The following is a 16,352-nucleotide window of genomic DNA, read 5'->3' on the forward strand; positions in this document are numbered from 1 at the left end:
CACTACTTCGAGCAGGAGAACGAGGTCTCGAAGAAGGGCGTGTCGCTGGCGCAGCAGGTCGAGCAGCGCGAGACGCTGGCGATCCAGTACACGATCGAGCTGCGCAAGATGCTGTCCGAGGTGCCGGTGCAGGACGGCGTGCGCGACTTCCTGTTCCAGGTCTGGGCCGACGTGCTGGCGGTGACCGGCGTGCGCTACGGGCCGCAGGCCGAGCAGACCAAGGCGATGAAGCGCGCCGCGGCCGACCTGATCTGGTCGGCCAGCGCCAAGGTGTCCCGCGAGGACCGCGCCGAGGTGATCCGCCGCCTGCCGCCGCTGCTGAAGACGCTGCGCGACGGCATGGGCCACGCGGGCATGAGTCATGAACGGCAGGATGAACACATCCGGTCGCTGAACAATGCGCTGGCCGCGGCGTTCACCGCCAAGACCGCGGCGATCCCGCGCGAGCGGCTCGACGATCTGATGAGCCAGCTCGAGACGCTGGAGGCGATGCTCCCGTCGCCGGAGGCCGGCGAGATCAACGAGACGCTGGTGCGCGACCTGTCCACGCACGAGTGCGAAGGCCTGGAAGTGGTGGCCGAGGGCGGCGCCGCGCCGTCGCCGGCCATGGTGGCCTGGGCGCGCGAGCTGCAGGTCGGCAGCTGGTACATGCTCGACTATCGCGGCCGCGTGGAACCGGTCCAGCTGGTGTGGCGCGGGCTGCGACACCACCTGATCCTGTTCGTGTCGCCGCAAGGGCGTGGCGTGCTGTTCCAGCTCAGCCGGCTGGCCGCCTTCCTGCAGGCGGGCCTGATGCTGCCGGCGCAGGATGAGTCTCTCACCGTGAAGGCGACGCGCAACGCGCTCGCCAAGCTCGAGGTCGATCCGAGCCGGTTGCTGGCCTGACGCGGCGCGCATTCGCGCGCGGACCTCAGTGGATCAGGCGCTCTTCGGGAGCGACGAACAACTCGTCGAGGATCAGCGCGTCGGGTTCCTCGCCCAGACTCCAGAACACCATCAGCACGATGATCTTCAGGTCCTCGAGGTCCAGCGGGCCGCCGGGGATGGCCATCGCGCGGTCGATCACCATCTCGCGCATCGCGGTCGGCAACACGCCGGCCGAGGCCAGGAAGCTGATGAAGCCCATCGAGCCTTCGCCCAGATGGTCCTGTTCCTCGCGGGTGTAGATGCGCAGGCTGCGGTCGCCGGGCTCGCCGTGATGCGACTGGGCCGAGGCGGCCAGGCCGTCCAGCCAGGACAGCGCGTCGCGGATTTCGTCGTCCTCGAAACCGACTGCCGACAATTTCCGGGTCAGTTGCGCGTGATCCGGGCAGGCGTCGGGGCGCCAGTAGGTTTCGTACAGATAGACGAGGACGTCAAACATGGCGGGGACTATACCCCACGGGTAGAAAGCCCTTCCCGCCGAAATGAACCGCCCGCGGCGCGGAAATTCCCCGAGGGATCCGCATCCGTCAGGCCCGGCGGCGGCGCTGGAAAAGGGCGCCGGGCAGCCGCGCGATGCGGCCTTCCAGTTCGAGGTCCAGCAAGGTCGCGTTGAGTTCGTCCTGCGGCCAGCCACTGCGCTGAGCAAGCTGCTCCAGCGATACCGTATCCGCGCCGATGGCGCGCAGCAGTGGGTGATCGTCGGCGGGCGGGTCGGGCTCGGAGGTCGCATCGGGAGCGAACGCCAGCGGCTCGCCGCGCGGCAGGCCGCCGGCGGGAAGCTCGGCGAGCAGGTCGTCCAGTTCCTGTACCAGGCAGGCCCCCTGCTTGAGCAGGTAGTGACAGCCCTTGGATTGAGGGGCATGGATCGGACCGGGCACCGCGAACACCTCGCGGCCCGCCTCCGAGGCCTGCCGGGCCGTGATCAGCGAGCCCGACTTCATCGCCGCCTCGACGACCAAGCAGCCCTCGGACAGCCCCGCGATGATGCGGTTGCGCTGCGGGAAGTTCGGCGCCATCGGCGGCGTGCCGACAAAGTACTCGGTGACCAGCAGACCGCGGCGCGCGACGTGGCGGGAGAGGTCGGCGTGCTCGAGCGGGAAGACCTTGTCCGGGCCGGTGCCCAGGACCGCGATCGTGCCACCGGGCGTGTGCAGCGCCGCCTCGTGCGCCGCCCCGTCGATGCCCATCGCCAGCCCCGACACAACGCAGAAGCCGGCTTCGCCCAGGCCAGCAGCGAAGTGCCGGGCGTTCTCGTCGCCTTGCGGACTGGGCCGCCGGCTGCCGACCACCGCGACGCAACGGCTGCCCAGCAGTTCACGGCGGCCGTCGAGGTAGAGCATCAACGGCGGATCGGCCGTGTGCAGCAGTGGGTGGGGATAGTCGGCGTCGCCAATGACCAGAAGGGAGCGGCGGTCTCCGCCGCTCAGCCACGCCTCGGTGCGGCGGATGCGCTGGTCGAGGTCGGCGGGCTTGGTGGCCAGGCGGTCGGCCTCTTCGGAACTCAGCAGGCCGCCCCAGCCGGCGCGGCCCGCCTTCAGCGCCGCGCCGGGAGCACCGTGCCGTGCCAGCAGGCGGCGCGCGGCGCCGCGGGTGGCGCAGGAGAGCAGATGGAGCCAGCCGCGCAGGTCGTCAGGGCTCATCGGTGCGGTCCTGACTGCGACCCGGCCGGCGAGCCCCGGCGCTCAGGGCTGGGTGAAGCGGTCGCCCGGGACGACCGCGCCGTCCGACGACAGGATCAGCGCGTACGAGACCCGATCGAAGACCTGGAACACGAACAACTGGCCTTGGCGCTCGTCGGGGAGGCGCACTTCCTCGCGGCGCGGCGTCGTCGGATCGCGAACGATGCGGCCGGCATGCCACAGCGCCAGCACATGGCCGCGCTCCAGGCCATCGCGCTGGCCCTTGTTCAGGGCCACGATCTGATTCGGGCCGGCGTTGATCGCGTCGCCGTAGATCGAGACGATGCGGCCATCGAGCGCGCCAGCGGGCGCGTGCGGCACGTAGCTCGTGTAGCCGCGCGGCGGCACCGGCGCGAGCCGGTCGCCGGCCTGCACTTCCTGACGGACCTGGGTGATCGTCAACGTGGCGGGCACTTCATCCTTCGTGCCGGCGCCGCTGCCGGCGCGGGTCAGGTCGGCGGTGCCGACGTAGACGGCCTCATAGCCCAGGACTTCCTTGGTGACCGGATCGCGCAGCGGCTTGGGCTCGCGGAACACGCGATAGGCCTGCTGGTCCGGTGCCATCGTGCCGCGCGCGTAGGCCAGGTCGCCCTTGGACATCCAGACGCGGTTTTCCTGCGCCGAGATCACGCGCGGCGCGGTCGCCAGCTCATTGCCGTTGAGCACCACCGCCTCGTTGAGGAAGGGCTCGATCAGGTGTTGCGGGATCGCGGCGATGGAGCCGTCGTACAGCGACTCGGCGCGCACGCGCGGCGACAGCTTCACGGTACCGCCCGGCGCGCCGCCGACGTCGCGGCCGACCTGCAGCCGCGCGCGGCCGTCAGACTTGATCAGCATCAGCACCTGGCCCGGATAGATCAGGTGAGGGTTGCGGATCTGGTCGGTGTTCATGCCCCAGAGCTCGGGCCAGCGCCACGGGCTCTTCAGGAACAGGCCCGAGATCGCCCACAGCGTGTCACCCGACTTGACGGTGTAGGTGTCGGGGGCGTTGGGCGCCAGCTCCGACAGCGGCACGCCCGCCTGGGCGACCTGCTGCGCCGTCTGGCGTTGGTCGGGGGTGATGGGATAGTTGCCCGCCGCATGGGCCGGCATGGCGGCAAAGGTGCCCGCCAACAGGGCTGCAGAAATCATCGTCAAGCCCAGCGGCCGCCTTTGCGTCATTCCTTGTTCTCCTGCGCCGTGATCGAAGGCCCCTCGCGGCCAATGGCGCTTTTGTGGCGAGGGCCGGATCGACCGCCAAATCGGCGAAAATCGGCCACTTCGCTGGCGGCGATTCTGCCCCGGTTCAGGGGCACCCGCAATGAAGGTGCCCGCCGTCCCTTGCAAGCCCTTACAAACAGGCGTTGTGCGCTGTCCACAGCGACGCACGCCGTCTCGCGTCCTCACCATGGCGAAACTCTCCATTCTTCGATATCCCGATCCGCGCCTGCACACGGTGGCCAAGCCCATCGCCGCCGTCGATGACCGCATCCGCGCGCTCGCCGACGACATGCTGGAGACGATGTACGACGCCGAAGGCGTCGGTCTGGCGGCCACGCAGGTGGACGTGCACGAGCGGCTGCTGGTGATGGACGTGTCCGAAGAGCGCGACCAGCCGCTGGTGCTGATCAATCCGGAGCTGGTCGCGCGCAGCGAGGAGATGATCGAAGGCGAGGAGGGCTGTCTCTCCGTGCCCACGATCTACGACAAGGTGATGCGCCACAAGAAGGTCACCGTGCAGGCGCTGGACCGCGAGGGTCACACCTTCCAGTTCGACGCCGAGGGCCTGCTGGCCGTGTGCGTCCAGCACGAGATGGATCACCTCGCCGGCAAGGTGTTCGTCGAATACCTCAGTCCCCTCAAGCGCGAGCGCATCAAGACCAAGCTGGTGAAGAAGGCCCGCGAGGACGCGAAGCGCTGATGGCCGCGCCGCTGCGAGTCGCCTTCGCGGGCACGCCCGAGTTCGCCGCCGTCGCCTTGCAGGCGCTGCTGGACGCGCGCTTCGAGGTACCGCTGGTGCTGAGCCAGCCCGACCGGCCGGCCGGTCGCGGCATGAAGCTGCAGGCGTCGCCGGTGAAGCAGCTCGCGGTGAGCCGCGGCATCGCCGTCGCGCAGCCCCGCAGCCTGCGCCTGGACGGCAAGTTCCCCGAAGAAGCCGCGGCGGGCCGCCAGGCGCTGCTGGACGCGCGTCCCGACGTGCTGGTGGTTGCCGCCTACGGGCTGATCCTGCCGCAATGGGTGCTGACGCTGCCCCGCCTGGGCTGCCTGAATATCCACGGCTCGATCCTGCCGCGCTGGCGCGGTGCAGCCCCGATCCACCGCGCGATCGAGGCCGGCGACGCCGAGACCGGCATCACCATCATGCAGATGGACGAGGGTCTGGACACCGGCGACATGCTGCTGATCGAGCGCCTGCCGATCGAGCCGGCGGACACGACGGCGTCGCTGCACGACAAGCTGGCGGCGCTGGGCGGCCGGATGATCGTCCAGGCGCTGGAGTTGGCCGCCCGTGGCGGCTTCCATCCGGTGAAGCAGCCCGAAGCAGGCGTCACCTACGCCCACAAGATCGAGAAGGCCGAGAGCCAGATCCGCTGGACCGACGAGGCCGCGCAGATCGCGCGCCGGCTGCGCGCCTTCGATCCGTTCCCGGGCGGTGTCGCCCAGGTGGACGGCGAGGCCGTCAAGGTCTGGCGCGCCGAGGTCGTCGAGGCCTCGGGGACGCTGGGCGAACCGGGCACCGTGCTGGCGGTCTCGCCGGACGGCCCGGTCGTCGCGTGCGGCGCCGGCAGCCTGCGCCTGACCGAGCTCCAGCGCGCCGGCGGCAAGCGGCTCCCCGCGGCTGCCTTCCTGCAGGCGCGGGCGCTGGCGCCGGGCGCCCGCTTCGCTTAACCCTGACTGAACCGGCGGCGAAACCGGCTTGAACCCGCCGGCCTCGCCGTCAGGTGGGACAAGCTGGGCGGTGTACCGTTCAGGACTGTGTCCGTCCGCGGCTCCGGCCGCCTTTTCCGAGGAGGTGTTTGCATGTTCAACCTGATGAAGACTGCCATCCTGATGGCCGCCATCACCGCGCTGTTCATGGCGATCGGCTCCGTGCTGGGCGGCCAGACCGGCATGCTGATCGCGCTGGTGGTCGCGGTGGGCATGAACTTCTTCAGCTACTGGTTCTCCGACAAGCTGGTGCTGAAGATGTACAACGCCCAGGAAGTCGATGCCCGCAGCGCGCCGCAGTTCTACAACATGGTCAAGGAGCTGGCCGAGCGCGCCCAGCTCCCGATGCCCAAGGTCTACCTGATCCAGGAGGACGCGCCCAACGCCTTCGCCACCGGCCGCAATCCGCAGAACGCCGCGGTCGCCGCGACCACCGGCATCGTGCGCGTGCTGTCCGAGCGGGAGCTGCGCGGCGTGATGGCGCATGAGCTGGCCCACGTGAAGCACCGCGACATCCTGATCTCCACCGTCAGCGCGACGATGGCGGGCGCGATCTCGATGCTGGCCAACTTCGCGATGTTCTTCAGCCCGCGCGACAGCGAGGGCCGCCCCGCCAATCCGATCGTCGGCCTGCTGGTGGCGATCCTGGCGCCGATCGCGGCCTCGCTGATCCAGATGGCGATCAGCCGCGCGCGCGAGTTCGAGGCCGACCGCGGTGGCGCCGAGATCTCCGGCGACCCGCAGGCGCTGGCCTCGGCGCTGGACAAGATCCATCGCTATGCCCAGGGCATCCCGCTCGAGACCGCCGAGCGCCATCCGGAGACGGCCCAGATGATGATCATGAATCCGCTGTCGGGCGGCGGTCTGCGCGGGCTGTTCAGCACCCACCCGTCGACGGAGGAGCGCATCGAGCGCCTGATGGCGATGGCCCGCCGCTGAACCGCGGCGTGCCGCAAGCACGAAACACCGCCTTCGGGCGGTGTTTTTCATTGGATCGGCGCACAGGGCGGCGGGCGCGCCGGCGGCACAATCGTCCGTTCGAGCATTCTTCAAGCGATCGCCCCCGGCGGCCGATAAAGGACAGCATGAAGGCTTCCCTCCGCTCCCTCACCGCGACCGCGCGTCCCGCGCTGACGGCGGCGCTGCTCGGCGCCGGCGCGCTGCTGGCCGGCTGCGACCAGCTTGGCATCGAGGACCCCGCCAAGGTGGCCGCCGCCAAGGTGGCCGAGGGCAAGGCCATCGGCGGCGCCTGCCGCAATGCGCTGCGCGCCATCGAGGACTGCTACGCCCTCAATCCGAAGGCGCAGAAGGCGGCGGTCTACGACGGCTGGCGCGAGATGGACGAGTACATGCGCGAGAACAAGCTGGAGGGCACGCGCCCGCTGGTGGCCAATCCTCAGGCGAGCCGCCCGGCCGGGGCCGCGCCCGACGAAGAGGAGGAGTCGCCGCGCTCGGCCAAGGGCAAGGTCGGCGAGAAGGGCGCGGACAAGGGTTCGGACAAGGGCGCGGACAAGCCGGCCGACAAGGGCGGGCACTGAGCGCCGGACCGTCGGTCGGCCGCGCAGTTGATGCCGTGGATGATGCAGTTCGTCATCCACCGGTCGCGGCCGCGGAGGGGCGCGGCGATGATGCGATCATCCGACAGATAGGAGATCGCTCATGACCACCATGTCCTTCCGCGCCACCCGCCGCCTGTTCGCCGTCGCCGCGCTGAGTCTGGCCGCTGCCGGCACGGCTCACGCCTGGTCGCTGACCTTCGGCAGCTCGCAGCGCGTCGAAGGCAACGGCGACGTCGCCAGCGAGGCGCGCGACCTCGGCGCCTTCGACGCGGTTTCGCTGTCGGGCGACTTCAAGGTCTTCGTCCGCCAGGGGCCGGCCGACAAGGTCGAGGTGAAGACCGACCGCAACCTGCTCAGCTACATCGAGACCAAGGTCGTCGACGGCAGCAAGGGCCGCACGCTGGAGATCTCGCCCAAGCGCGGCTACAGCCTGAACGCCAAGGGCTCGCCGACCGTCACGCTGGACATGCGCCAGCTGCGCGGTCTGTCGATCGCCGGCAGCGGCGACATCCGCGTCGAGCCGATGAAGACCGGCAACCTGGACGCGAGCATCGCTGGCAGCGGCGATCTGCGCGTGCACGGCCTGGAGGCCGATCACGTGACGCTGCGCGTCGCGGGCAGCGGCGACATGCAGTTCGCCGGCAAGGCCAACGCGCTGTCGGTCAGCGTGGCCGGCAGCGGCGACGTCAAGACCCGCGAGCTGGTCGTCGACGAGGCCAAGGTCAGCATCTCCGGCAGCGGCGACGTGAGCGTCCAGGCCGTGCGCAAGCTCGACGTCCGGATCGCCGGCTCGGGCGACGTCGGCTACGTCGGCAGCCCCGAGATCAGCATGTCCAACGCCGGCTCGGGTTCGGTGCGCAAGCTGAAGTAATCCGCCGTCAGCCCGTCCCGGCTCCCTTTGGAGCCGGGCGCACTGTGAACGCCCCTCGACGCGATCGCGTGCGAGGGGCGCCTCGTTTGACGCGGCCGCGACGGACAATCGCGCCCATGGCGGAAGGACTCTGGGCGCTGGCGCGCCACCCCGAATTCAAGCGCGGCGCACGCGACATGCTCGGCATCACGCTGGGCATTTCGGCCTGGGGGCTGGTGACCGGCGTGGCCATGGTCAAGAGCGGCCTGGGCGTGGGCCTGTCGCTGCTGATGAGCCTGGTGGTCTTCGCCGGGAGCTCGCAACTGGCCTCGCTGCCGTTGCTGGCCAGCGGCGCGCCGCTGTGGGTGCTGTGGGCCACCGCCTTCTGCGTGAACTTGCGCTTCGTGATCTTCAGCGCCCAGTGGCGCCTGTACTTCGAGCCGCTGCCGCGCGCGCAGCGCCTGTTCATCGGCTATTTCGCCGCCGATCTCAACTACGTCGCCTTCCTCAAGCGCTTCCCCGACCTCAAACCCGATCCCCAGCGTCAGCTCCCGTACTTTTGGGGCGGCGTCTCGATCAACTGGTTCGCGTGGCAGGTTCCCGCGATCGCCGGCATCCTGCTGGCCGACCACATTCCGACGAACTGGGGCCTGGGCTTCGCCGGCGTGCTGGCGCTGCTGGGGCTGAGCTACTCGCTGCTGAAGGATCGCAACACCTGGGTGTCGGGCGCGGTGGCCGGCTGCGCGGCGGTCGCTGCCTATGCGCTGCCACTGCGGCTCAACATCCTGGCCGCGATCGCCGCGGCGGTCGCGGCCGGGCTGCTGATGGAGAAGTGGCTGCCGCAGAACGGCGCCGGCGGCGCGGGCGGCGCCTCGGCCGGGAGATCCGCATGAGCGCGTGGGAAGCGGTGCTGGGCATCCTCGGCATGGGCGCGATCACGGTGATCACGCGCGCCTTCTTCATGATTCCGGACCGCGAGATCCCGCTGCCCGGATGGGTGCGCGACGGCCTGCGCTATGCGCCGTTGGCGGCGCTCGCCGCGGTGATCGTGCCGGAGATCGTGATGACGCAGGGCGAGCTGATCCACACCTGGAAGGATGCGCGCCTGTTCGCCGCCGCGGCCGGGACGGCCTACTTCTTCTGCAAGCGCGGCATCCTGGGCACGATCATCAGCGGCACGGCCGTGATGCTGGCGCTGCGCATCGGCCTGGGCTGGTGAGCGCGCGGCGCCGCAAGCCTGGATTGAGCCCGGTTTCAGCCGCGTTTCGTAACCCGGCTGGTCGCCGGCCCGGGGCGCCCGGCTGTTAAGCTGCGGCCCGATTTGCCGGCCGCGGCCGGCGCCCGCATTCCAACTCCCAGAAGCTTCATCCCATGAACGTCCTGCGTTTCGCCGATCTGATCGCCGCCGGCAAGGTGGCCGACCAGCGCGTCTTCATCCGCGCCGACCTGAACGTGCCGCTCAACGACGCCGGCCAGATCACCGAGGACACGCGCGTGCGCGCCTCCATCCCCGCGATCGAGATGGCCCTGAAGGCCGGCGCCGCGGTGATGGTGACCTCGCACCTGGGCCGCCCGACCGAGGGCGAGTTCAAGCCCGAGGATTCGCTCGCGCCGGTCGCCCGGCGCCTGGGCGAACTGATGGGCCGCGAGGTGCCGCTGGTGGCGAACTGGGTCGACGGCGTCGACGTGAAGCCGGGCCAGGTGGTGCTGCTCGAGAACTGCCGCGTCAACAAGGGCGAGAAGAAGAACAGCGAGGAGCTGGCGAAGAAGATGGCCGCGCTGTGCGACATCTTCGTGCACGACGCCTTCGGCACCGCGCACCGCGCGGAGGCCTCGACCTACGGCATCGCGCAGTTCGCCAGGATCGCCTGCGCCGGCCCGCTGCTGGCTGCCGAGATCGACGCCATCACCAAGGCCCTGGCCAATCCGAGGCGTCCGCTGGTGGCGATCGTCGCGGGCTCCAAGGTGTCGACCAAGCTGACCATCCTGCAGTCGCTGTCGAAGAACGTGGACGGCTTGATCGTCGGTGGCGGCATCGCCAACACCTTCATGCTGGCCGCGGGCCTGAAGATCGGCAAGTCGCTGGCCGAGCCCGACCTGCTGGCCGATGCCAAGGCCGTGATCGAGTCGATGAAGGCGCGCGGCGCCGCGGTGCCCATCCCGGTGGACGTGGTGACCGCCAAGACCTTCGCCGCCGATGCGCCGGCCACGGTCAAGGCCGCGACCGAGGTGGCCGACGATGACCTGATCCTGGACATCGGCCCCAAGACCGCCGCGCAACTGGCCGAGCAGCTCAAGGCGGCCGGCACCATCGTGTGGAACGGTCCGGTCGGCGTCTTCGAGTTCGACGCCTTCGCCCATGGCACCGAGACCATCGCGCGCGCCATCGCGGCGTCGGACGCGTTCTCGATCGCCGGCGGCGGCGACACGCTGGCGGCGATCGCCAAGTACGGCATCGAGCAGGACGTCGGCTACATCTCCACTGGCGGCGGCGCCTTCCTGGAAGTGCTGGAAGGCAAGACGCTGCCGGCGTTCGAGATCCTGGCCAAGCGCGCCCGGGGCTGATCGCCCCTTGTCCTCCCAGGGCGGTCCCGGGTCTCGGGCCCGGGAGGCCTCAGGCCGAGGCGGAGCACACCCGGTCCCGCAGGACCGGTGCCGGCGCCGGCCGCGCCGCGGGCGCTGACGCTCGCGTGCTCAGCGTGAGCGCGGCGATGACCAGTGCCGCACCGATCCACTCCTGCCAGGCGGGGTGCTGGCCGAGCGCGACGCTCATCAGCAGCGCCGACACCGGCACCCCGTTCAGGAACAGCGTGCCCCGCGGCGCGCCGAGCTGGCGCACGCCGAAGTTGAAGGCGACCACGGCGGCCACCGTCGGCACGGCCGCGATGTAGAGCAGGTGCGGCGCGACCGGCGCCAGGTCCTGCCAGCCCGGCGCGGCGATCCAGCCCGCCGCCGTCGCGGCCGCCGCGAACCCGATCTGCCACGGCAGCGCCGCGAGCGCGGTCAGGCCGGTGTACTCGAGCGGACTCAGGTCCGGCACCTTCGCCGCGCCGCGCGTGTAGCTCACCCAGCCGATCGTGCCGAGCAGCGTCAGCGCGTCGCCGAGCAGCAGGTGCGGCGGCCCGTCGCTGCGGCCCAGCACGCCGGAGACCATCACGACGCCACTCAGCGCCAGCACCGCCGCGCCAGCGACGCCCAGTCCCGGCCGGTGCCCGTCCAGCACCCAGCGCAGCAGCAGGGTCGTGAGCGGCATCGTCGCCATCAGCACCGCGCCGTGCGACGGCAGCGAGAGCTTGAGCCCCTCCAGCACCAGGATGCCGAAGAAGCCGTAGCCCAGCACGCCAAAGCCGGTCAGCAGCCGCCAGTGCGCGCGCAGCTTGGCCCAGGGCCGCTGGCCGAAGACGGCCACCAGCAGCGCCATGCCCACGCCCGCGAGCAGGTAGCGCACGGCGGTGAACCAGATCGGGTCGAGCCGGCCCAGCACCGGCTTGCCCACGAGGAAGAGGCTGCCCCACGAGATGGCGGCGAACAGCATGGCCGCGGTGGCGGCATAGGGATTGGCGGGAGTCATGGATCCCTTCGCTTTCGGAGAGGTCGATGGGAGGCAGTCTGGGCGCCGCCTCGCGCGCGGTCCATGAGCATCTTTGGAAGGGGCGTTTGAAGAATCCGAACGCGCGCCCGCGGCGACTCGTCACAATCCCGGCCCATGGAGCTGTACCAGCTGAAGAGCTTTCTGGCCGTCGTGGCCGAACGGAACCTGACCCGCGCCGCGGAGAAGGTGTTCACCAGCGTGCCGGCCGTGAGCGCCCAGATCAAGGCGCTCGAGGAGGAGCTCGGCGTGCAGCTGTTCGAGCGCAGCTCGCGCGGCATGGCGCTGACACCGGCCGGCGAGCGCTTGGCCGAGGAGGCGCGGCGCACGCTCGACGCGGCGCAGCGCCTGCGCCAGGCCGCCGCGCAGATCCGCGGCGAGGTGCGCGGCCTGCTGCGCATGGGCACCGTCACCGACCCGCTGGCGCTGCGCCTGGGCGAGGTGATGGTCAAGCTCGCCGAGCGCCATCCCGGCATCGGGCTGCAGCTGCTGCAGCGGCTGTCGCTGCACAGCGTGCAGGCCCTGCGCCGTGGCGACGTGGACTGCGCCTACGTGCTGTATGACGGCGAGCGCGCCGACGGGCTGATGGTGCACCGGTTGCGCCGCATGGAGCTGGCCGTGGCCGTGCCGCGGCGCTTCGCCGACCGCGAGTGGCCGGTGTCGCGCGACGCGCTGCTGGCGCTGCCGTGGATCGGCACGCCGCCGGACTGCGGGCTGCGCCCCGCGGCCGAACGCCTGTTCCAGAGCGCTGGCCGCGAGCCGCCGCACAGCCTGATGGCCGAGACCGAGGCGGCCGTGCGCGGCATGGTCGCCAGCGGTCTCGGCGCGGCGGTGCTGCGCATCGATCAGGCGCAGGCGGCGGTGGAAGCGGGTGAACTCCGCATCTGGCCGCACTGGCAGGACGAGACCTGGCTGTGCTGGCTCCAGCAGGAGGGGCCGGAAGATCACGCGCTGGCCGTGCTGCGCGAACTGGTCCAGGAAGCCTGGGAAGACTGAGCGGGTCGTCTGAGCGCTGAGCGGGTCATTCCTCGACCGACCGGTCGGGCTGCGATACTCCGTCGACAACAACGGAGACCGACCACGTGGACACCCTGCAGATTGCGACCGATGCGCGCGGCGTCGCGCGCGTGACGATGAACCGGCCGGAGGTGTTCAACGCCTTCGACGAGGCCATGATCGCGGACCTCGATGCCGCCTTCGAGCGCCTGGGCCGCGACCCGGCCGTGCGGATCGTCGTGCTCGACGGCGCCGGCAAGGCCTTCAGCGCGGGGGCGGACCTGCAGTGGATGAAGCGCGCGTCGGAGGCGACGCAGGACTGGAACGTCGAGGACGCGCGCCGCTTCGCCGGCATGCTCGACCGGATCGCGCGCTGCCCGAAACCCACGATCGCGAAGGTCCATGGCGTCGCGCTGGGCGGGGGCGTCGGACTGACGCTGGCCTGTGACATCGCGGTCGCCGCGGCCGGCGCGCAGTTCGCGGTCAGCGAGGCCCGCTTCGGCATCCTGCCGTCGGTGATCGGCCCCTATGTGATGAACGCCGTCGGCCCGCGCGAGGCGCGCCGGCTCGCGCTCACCGCCAGCCGCATTCCGGCCGCCGAGGCGCTGCGCATCGGCCTGCTGCACGAGGTCGTCGAGAGCGACGCGGCCGGCGGACTCGATGCGGCCGTCGAGCGCTGGATCGCCGAGCTGCTGATGAACGGCCCGCGGGCGCAGGCGGAGATCAAGGCGCTGTTCGCGCAGCTCGAGGTCGGGCCGGTCACGGCCGAGGTTCGCGAGTTGACCGCCCAGACCATCGCCCGCGTCCGCATGGGCTCGGAGGCCAAGGAAGGCTTTGCCGCCTTCCTGGGCAAGCGGCCCGCGGCCTGGGTGCCGAAGGCCGGCGGCGGCGCGGACTGACGCGCGGCGTCCACTCTTTCCGGATTCATCGGGATCGATCTTGGAGACAGCAATGACGGCATCGACGGGAACGTGGCGCATCGCGAGCGCCGACGCGGCGCAGGCACCGGTGGCGGTGATCGGCGCGGGCGTGATGGGCGCGGGCATCGCGCAGGTGGCGGCGCAGGCCGGCCATCCGGTCCGGCTCATGGACCTGCGCGAAGGCGCCGCCGCGGCGGCGATCGCGCAGATCGGCAAGGCGCTCGACAGCCTGGTGGCGAAGGGCCGCATGGCCCAGGATGCGCGCGACGCGGTGCTGGCGCGCCTGTCGCCGGCGGCCTCGACCGCGGAACTCGCGGACGCCGCGCTGGTCATCGAGGTGATCGTCGAGAAGCTCGAGCCCAAGCAGGCGCTGCTGCGCGAACTCGACGCGCTGCTGCCGCCCGATGCGCTGATCGCGTCCAACACCTCGTCGATCAGCATCACCGCGCTGGCCAACGGCATGGCGAGCCCGCGCCGGCTCGTCGGCATGCACTTCTTCAACCCGGTGCCGCTGATGAAGCTGGTCGAGGTCGTCTGGGGCGCGGAGACGGACGAATCGGCCGCGCAGGCGATCGAGGCGCTGTCGCGCCGCTGGGGCAAGACGCCGGTGCATGCGAAGTCGACGCCCGGTTTCATCGTCAATCGCATCGCGCGCCCGTATTACGCCGAGACGCTGCAGCTGCTGCAGGAGCAGGCCGGCAGCCCGGCTCAACTGGACCGCGCGCTGCGCGGGGCCGGTTTCCGCATGGGTCCCTGCGAGCTGATGGACCTGATCGGCCACGACACCAACTACCTGGTCACGCAGTCGGTCTTCGAGGCCAACTTCGGCGACAAGCGCTATCAGCCCTCGCTGGTGCAGAAGGCGCTGGTCGATGGCGGCCGCCTCGGGCGCAAGGCGGGGAAGGGCTTCTACGACGGCGCGCCCGAGAGCGCCGCGCCGGTCGCGGTGATCGATGGCGACGTCGGCGCGGTGACCCTGTCGGGACGCGGTCCGCTGGTGGAGTTGCTGGGCGGCTGGATGGCCACGCGAGACCTCAGCTTCGAGCGCGACGAGACGGCTGACTGGCAAGGCGTCGCGGTCGAAGGCGTGCAGCTGCATTTCACGCGCGGGCGCTGCGCCGCCCAGCTCGCGCGGGAGCGCAGCCAGCCCGGCCTCGCGGTGATCGACTGGCCGCTCGCGCCGGACCGGATCGACGGACTCGCGATCGCTTTCGGGCCGCGCGTCGACAACGTCCAGCAGACCCATGCCGAGACGCTGTTGCGGCGGCTGGGCTGGGCGCCGCTGGTGCTGCGCGACGTGCCGGGGCTTGCCGTCGCCCGCACCATCGCGATGCTGATCAACGAGGGCGCCGATGCCGTCTGGCAGGGCGTCTGCGACGAGTCCGGCGCTGACACCGCAATGAAGCTGGGCGTGAACTATCCCGCTGGGCCCTTCGAGTGGCTCGCGCAATTGGGCGCGCCACTCGTCGTCGATGCGCTCGAGGGGCTCTTCGAGGCCTATCGCAGCGAGCGCTACCGGATCAGCCCGCTGCTGCGCCAGCGCCTCTGGGCCTGAACGCGGCGCTTGCGCTCGCACATGCAAAAAGCGCCCCGAGGGGCGCTTTTTCGTGGGGTCTCTGAAGCCTCAGAGCAGCATGCGCAGATGCGCTTGCGCCTGCAGCAGCGGAGGCAGGCAGTGCTCGACCATCTGCTCCATGCTCATGCGGGTCGCGTGGACGCTGATGGCCATCGCGGCGACGGTGTCGCCCTTGTAATTCTTCAGCGGCACGGCCACCGTGCGCAGGCCCTGCTCCAGTTCCTGGTCGATCAGCGCATAGCCCTGCGCGCGGGCACGGGCGATCTCGATGCGCAGACGCTCCGGATGCGTGATCGTGTGCGGGGTCAGCGCGGTCAGCTCCTGGCGCGCGATGAAGGCGTCGACTTCCGCCTGCGGCTGCGCCGCCAGCAGCACGCGGCCGTTGCCGGTGCAATAGGCCGGCACGCGGGTGCCCGGCTGCAGCGTCGGCGAGACCACGCGGCCCGCGCTCGTCGCGGAGATGCAGATCACGTCATTGCCATCGAGCACGCCGGCCGAGGAGGCCTCCTTCATCGCGTAGGCCAGCTTGTGCAGCTCGGGCTCGATGATGCGGGGCAGGCGGGCGGAGTGCATGTAGCTTTGACCCAGGCGCAGCACCTTGGGGGTCAGCGCGAACATCTTGCGGTCCTGCGAGACGAAACCCAGGTGGGTCAGCGTCAGCAGGTAGCGGCGCGCGGCCGCGCGAGTCAGGCCGGTGCGGCCGGCGACTTCGCTGATGGTGAGGCGGGGACGTTCCTGATCGAAGGCTTCGATCACGGCCAGGCCTTTTTCCAGGCCGGCGACCAGGTCACGCTTGAGCGGACCGGTACGGACTTCAGCGTCGGGGGAGGGAGTGACCGCCGTGATGGCGGTCAGGTCTTCATCGTGGGCTCGAGCAGCGGACATAGGGGAGGGGGTGGACGTGCGTTTGACGCCCAAATCTGCTGGGCGTAAGCAGGTGATGTCCAGGACTATAGGGACAACCCTGTCAAGAATGTTTGCCAGGGCAATTGTTTTGATCCGCAAATCGCACCGCTATGCATCATTTTGGTGCATTTGCCGTGCAGCACGCCCCGCGGCCTGTTCAAGGTCACGTGAGAGGGCGTTCAGCGGGAAAAAAGGCGCGAAACCGCGATCGGTTGGACGCTAAGCGGGTCGTCAATAGTCAGACATCATGCTTGTCGCCGCACACCCTACATATATGAGCGGTATGCGCCATCAAACTTGTTCAGTATCCCACGCCCTGTGCGATTGGCGCCTGCGTAGTCCTACGGGCGCCCATGACTATTTTTTAATCGCCCCAAACCGTTGGATATGGATGGACGGACGCTGGGCGAGGCCGCGCTGCACCAGGATGAGGTCGTACAACATCC

General features: G+C 70.3%; 17 protein-coding genes. 12 read left to right on the forward strand and 5 right to left on the reverse strand.

The window, feature by feature from the left end; all coding sequences use genetic code 11:
* On the forward strand, positions 1 to 885 hold an 885-nt coding region (locus ABDW61_RS23465; protein ID WP_343642231.1), incomplete at its 5' end, for a DUF1631 family protein.
* A 25-nt stretch (positions 886 to 910) separates the two neighbouring features.
* On the opposite strand, the gene ABDW61_RS23470 is transcribed toward ABDW61_RS23465, so the two are convergent.
* The 3 genes from ABDW61_RS23470 to ABDW61_RS23480 form a co-directional block, all read right to left on the reverse strand.
* Positions 911 to 1,363 carry a DUF494 domain-containing protein gene (locus tag ABDW61_RS23470; RefSeq protein WP_343642232.1) on the reverse strand — a complete coding sequence of 151 codons (453 nt, stop codon included), beginning with the start codon at positions 1,361 to 1,363 and terminating at the stop codon, positions 911 to 913.
* A gap of 88 nt (positions 1,364 to 1,451) precedes the next feature.
* Positions 1,452 to 2,564: a DNA-processing protein DprA gene (gene dprA / locus ABDW61_RS23475; RefSeq protein ID WP_343642234.1), complete on the reverse strand. Its 1,113-nt coding sequence runs from the start codon at positions 2,562 to 2,564 to the stop codon at positions 1,452 to 1,454.
* Between the two features lie 42 nt (positions 2,565 to 2,606).
* Positions 2,607 to 3,764, reverse strand: coding sequence for a LysM peptidoglycan-binding domain-containing protein (locus ABDW61_RS23480; protein WP_343642236.1), 1,158 nt, complete (start codon positions 3,762 to 3,764; stop codon positions 2,607 to 2,609).
* Positions 3,765 to 3,990: 226 nt separating this feature from the next.
* Between ABDW61_RS23480 and def the strand changes: the two genes are divergently transcribed.
* The 8 genes from def (at position 3,991) to ABDW61_RS23520 (ending at position 10,484) form a co-directional block, all read left to right on the forward strand.
* The gene (gene def / locus ABDW61_RS23485; RefSeq protein WP_343642237.1) at positions 3,991 to 4,503 is read left to right on the forward strand and encodes a peptide deformylase; all 513 of its coding nucleotides are present in this window, start codon (positions 3,991 to 3,993) and stop codon (positions 4,501 to 4,503) included.
* Between the two features lie 11 nt (positions 4,504 to 4,514).
* The gene (gene fmt, locus ABDW61_RS23490) at positions 4,515 to 5,471 is read left to right on the forward strand and encodes a methionyl-tRNA formyltransferase (RefSeq protein WP_343642297.1); all 957 of its coding nucleotides are present in this window, start codon (positions 4,515 to 4,517) and stop codon (positions 5,469 to 5,471) included.
* 132 nt (positions 5,472 to 5,603) lie between these two features.
* Entirely contained in the window at positions 5,604 to 6,449 is an 846-nt protein-coding gene (htpX, locus tag ABDW61_RS23495) for a zinc metalloprotease HtpX (protein ID WP_343642238.1), read from the forward strand.
* Between the two features lie 146 nt (positions 6,450 to 6,595).
* Positions 6,596 to 7,048 carry a hypothetical protein gene (locus ABDW61_RS23500; RefSeq protein WP_343642239.1) on the forward strand — a complete coding sequence of 151 codons (453 nt, stop codon included), beginning with the start codon at positions 6,596 to 6,598 and terminating at the stop codon, positions 7,046 to 7,048.
* A gap of 121 nt (positions 7,049 to 7,169) precedes the next feature.
* On the forward strand, positions 7,170 to 7,940 hold the full coding sequence (locus tag ABDW61_RS23505; protein WP_343642240.1) for a head GIN domain-containing protein: 771 nt from the start codon (positions 7,170 to 7,172) through the stop codon (positions 7,938 to 7,940).
* 116 nt (positions 7,941 to 8,056) lie between these two features.
* Positions 8,057 to 8,812 (forward strand): AzlC family ABC transporter permease, encoded by a 756-nt coding sequence (locus tag ABDW61_RS23510; protein ID WP_343642241.1) that lies wholly within the window; start codon positions 8,057 to 8,059, stop codon positions 8,810 to 8,812.
* Positions 8,809 to 9,138: an AzlD domain-containing protein gene (locus ABDW61_RS23515; protein ID WP_343642242.1), complete on the forward strand. Its 330-nt coding sequence runs from the start codon at positions 8,809 to 8,811 to the stop codon at positions 9,136 to 9,138. The genes ABDW61_RS23510 and ABDW61_RS23515 overlap by 4 nt, the downstream gene beginning before the upstream one ends.
* Positions 9,139 to 9,290: 152 nt before the next feature.
* The gene (locus ABDW61_RS23520; RefSeq protein WP_343642243.1) at positions 9,291 to 10,484 is read left to right on the forward strand and encodes a phosphoglycerate kinase; all 1,194 of its coding nucleotides are present in this window, start codon (positions 9,291 to 9,293) and stop codon (positions 10,482 to 10,484) included.
* Positions 10,485 to 10,533: 49 nt separating this feature from the next.
* On the opposite strand, the gene ABDW61_RS23525 is transcribed toward ABDW61_RS23520, so the two are convergent.
* Positions 10,534 to 11,490, reverse strand: a complete 957-nt coding sequence (locus ABDW61_RS23525) for a DMT family transporter (protein ID WP_343642244.1) — start codon at positions 11,488 to 11,490, stop codon at positions 10,534 to 10,536.
* Positions 11,491 to 11,625: 135 nt separating this feature from the next.
* Between ABDW61_RS23525 and ABDW61_RS23530 the strand changes: the two genes are divergently transcribed.
* From ABDW61_RS23530 to ABDW61_RS23540, 3 genes are all read left to right on the forward strand, one after another.
* Positions 11,626 to 12,504 (forward strand): LysR family transcriptional regulator, encoded by an 879-nt coding sequence (locus ABDW61_RS23530; protein WP_343642245.1) that lies wholly within the window; start codon positions 11,626 to 11,628, stop codon positions 12,502 to 12,504.
* A gap of 86 nt (positions 12,505 to 12,590) precedes the next feature.
* A complete protein-coding gene (locus ABDW61_RS23535; RefSeq protein ID WP_343642246.1) occupies positions 12,591 to 13,403 on the forward strand; it encodes an enoyl-CoA hydratase-related protein in 813 nt (270 codons plus the stop codon).
* Positions 13,404 to 13,455: 52 nt separating this feature from the next.
* Positions 13,456 to 14,979: a 3-hydroxyacyl-CoA dehydrogenase gene (locus tag ABDW61_RS23540; protein WP_343642248.1), complete on the forward strand. Its 1,524-nt coding sequence runs from the start codon at positions 13,456 to 13,458 to the stop codon at positions 14,977 to 14,979.
* A gap of 69 nt (positions 14,980 to 15,048) precedes the next feature.
* Here the strand turns inward: ABDW61_RS23540 and ABDW61_RS23545 are convergent, their stop codons facing one another.
* Positions 15,049 to 15,885, reverse strand: coding sequence for an IclR family transcriptional regulator C-terminal domain-containing protein (locus ABDW61_RS23545; RefSeq protein ID WP_343642250.1), 837 nt, complete (start codon positions 15,883 to 15,885; stop codon positions 15,049 to 15,051).
* Positions 15,886 to 16,352 lie beyond the last annotated feature (467 nt).

The sequence above is a fragment of the Roseateles sp. genome, from assembly GCF_039595595.1.
GTDB lineage: Bacteria > Pseudomonadota > Gammaproteobacteria > Burkholderiales > Burkholderiaceae_C > Roseateles.